Here is a 2,419-nt window from a genome sequence, read left to right as displayed (position 1 = left end):
GGCAGCGGCACCGGCAGGCGCACCTCGCTGAGCACCTCCAGCACCTCGCGCGAACGGTCGTCCATCCGCAGCTGCGACTGCTGCTGGGCGAAATAGGCCTGCACCTGCGCCTGGCTGGCCGGCACCTCGCGCGCGCCCAGCGCCTCGGCCACGCGCCGGTATTCGTCGTAGTAGCGGTCGGCGATGGCCGCCGGAATCTCCCGGCAATAGCGACGACAGCCTTCCAGGAAGCCGTAAGCCTCGGTCACATGTACCCAGGTCAGCAACTCCGGCGCATCGGCGCGGTAGTGGCGGCCATCGGGCAGGACGCCCGCCACCTGCGTATGGATCCGGCGAACGCGTTCGATCAGCGTCTCCACTTCCGCCACCGGCGCGTAACTGGTGCCGGCCACAAAGCTGGTGGTCCGCCGCAGCCGCCCGACCAGGTCCTCACGGAAATTGGAATGGTCATAGACCCCGGCCAGCGCGCGCGGATGCAGCAACTGCAGCATCAACGCGCACAGGCCGCCGGCGAGCATGCCGGGAAACTCCGAATGGATGCGCCAGGTGACGCTGTCCGGGCCGAACCAGCCCGGATCGCCGGCGGGCGCGTCGTAGGCCACGCCACTGTGGTCACGCGGGAAGGCGTCCAGCACCCAGCGGCGGATCTGGGCGGTGGCGGCGGAGGAAACACGTTCGGACAGGAGCGACATGGCGCCTATCGTACCGTTGCCGTCGCGCAAGTCGCAGATCCCCCGGTGTCATGCGCGATGATCGACACCACCCGGTGCGCCGCGACAGCCGCCGGAAGCGCTGTGTGCAGATGCAGCATGCGCCGCCGGTTTCAATTTTCCATTCCGCCACTTGCGCGATGACGCACCGCAAAATCCGCTCCCGTCCTCGTGCGCCGCTGCGCACGCCTTCGCGCGCCCCCCATTGCCAAGCAAGCGGAAAGTGCTAGAACTAAAGCCGCCTGACCGCTTCACGTCGCATCCGTCGCTCGTTCCAGAAAGTCACTGCAAGGAGCTCAACATGATCGCGTTGTTCAAAGGTTTGGGATTGCTGTTGCAGGACAACGAGCTGTATCGCAGCCCGTTCGAGAAGCAGGTCGCGCACTGGAAGAACCTGAGCGACGAACAGATACGCCAGGAAGTCGCCCTGCTGGCCAAGGCCAAGTGCCAGTGGCTGATCGCCTCCATCGTGCTCTGGCAGGCCGCCTCGCTGTTGATTCTGGGGCTGATCACCAACTATCTGTGGCGCGATGATTTCCATATCACCTTCACCCGCGTGGTGATCGTGTTCGGCTCGTGGGTATCGATCCTGTTCGTGATCTGGTTCATGGCCAACATGTTCGATCACACCGCCGGCTTCGAGCGCTGGATGAAGGCCTTCAACAGCCGCGCGCGCATCAGTTCCGACGCCGACAGCGTGGAGAACGTGGGCGAGGCGCTGGAAATGGCCCAGCACTATCCGGAAGTGCTGGACTACAAGCAGGCCGTCACCGCCAAGCGCGAACTGCGCCATGAGGACGTGCGCATCATGCGCGAGCTGGGCCGCATGCGACAGCATTCGGAACTGGTGGGCAAGCTCAACCACATCGGTGACGACGGCCTGCGGTTGCAACCGGCGTTCTGACACTTCCATTCCACGCATTACCCATCGCCGCGCACTGGCGCGGCGATGTCATTTGGGGATGTGCACCTGCTGGCCAAAGCCGCGGGGCAGATCGCGCAGTTCGCGGCTGCTGCCCACCACCAGGGTGAAGTCGGCCAGGGGCTCGCGGCGGCATTCCTGCCCGCCCTCCCGGGCCTGGCATTGCTCGTGGTAGAGCCGGTAGCCGCAGCGGCCGCTGTCACTTTGCAGGCATTGGAAACGGCTGACACCGGCCATCACCGTGGTACGGCTGAGCAGCGCGTGCTCACCGCTGAGGCGGGTGATCGAGGTCTGCCCGGGGGGCTCGTGGATGCCAAGCATCGACAGCAGGCTGCCGAGCAGAACGGTCAGGTACAGCATGGCGATTCTCCTGGGACGGGGGCGGCCTCACATGCCACGGAACAGACTCATGAACGGCTGGCTGACCAGCAGCGTTTCGCTGCGGTTCTTCAGCCGCAACACGCCGCGCCCGCTGTCCTCGCGGCTCACCGCCGCCACCGCCTTCATGTTGACGAGGGTGGCCCGGTGCACCTGGCGGAAGCCGTTCGGATCCAGTGCCGCGGCCAGCTCGCGCAACGAGCTGCGCAGCAGCAGTTCCGCATCGGCGGTGACCACCACGGTGTATTTGTTGTCGGCGCGGAAATAGAGCACCTCATCGAGCATCACCAGCCGCGTTTCCCGGCCGTTGCTGGCGGTGATCCACGCCAGCGGCGGTGCGCTCGGCGGCGTGGCCGGTTGCCGGGCCAGCTGCTGCAGCAGGCGTTCCAGAACCACCGGGTCCGCGCCC

4 protein-coding genes are annotated in these 2,419 nt (G+C 66.1%); 1 reads left to right on the top strand and 3 read right to left on the bottom strand.

The window, feature by feature from the left end:
• Positions 1-692, bottom strand: a 692-nt coding sequence (locus JCM9942_RS14195; RefSeq protein ID WP_054660483.1) for an oxygenase MpaB family protein, incomplete at its 3' end; no start/stop codon positions are given.
• A 319-nt stretch (positions 693-1,011) separates the two neighbouring features.
• Between JCM9942_RS14195 and JCM9942_RS14190 the strand changes: the two genes are divergently transcribed.
• Positions 1,012-1,614, top strand: coding sequence for a hypothetical protein (locus JCM9942_RS14190; RefSeq protein ID WP_054660481.1), 603 nt, complete (start codon positions 1,012-1,014; stop codon positions 1,612-1,614).
• A 48-nt stretch (positions 1,615-1,662) separates the two neighbouring features.
• Here the strand turns inward: JCM9942_RS14190 and JCM9942_RS14185 are convergent, their stop codons facing one another.
• A complete protein-coding gene (locus JCM9942_RS14185; RefSeq protein WP_054660479.1) occupies positions 1,663-1,992 on the bottom strand; it encodes a hypothetical protein in 330 nt (109 codons plus the stop codon).
• A 27-nt stretch (positions 1,993-2,019) separates the two neighbouring features.
• Positions 2,020-2,419: LytR/AlgR family response regulator transcription factor (locus JCM9942_RS14180; protein ID WP_172675131.1), on the bottom strand; the 400-nt coding region annotated here is incomplete at its 5' end.

Source organism: Stenotrophomonas pictorum JCM 9942 (assembly GCF_001310775.1).
Classification (GTDB): Bacteria; Pseudomonadota; Gammaproteobacteria; order Xanthomonadales; family Xanthomonadaceae; genus Stenotrophomonas; species Stenotrophomonas pictorum.
This window is presented reverse-complemented; position numbering and strand designations above follow the sequence as displayed.

Coding starts and splice junctions, on each gene's coding strand:
- JCM9942_RS14190 (WP_054660481.1), top strand. CDS start 1,012: ATGATCGCGTTGTTCAAAGGTTTGGGATTGCTGTTGCAGGACAACGAG.
- JCM9942_RS14185 (WP_054660479.1), bottom strand. CDS start 1,992: ATGCTGTACCTGACCGTTCTGCTCGGCAGCCTGCTGTCGATGCTTGGC.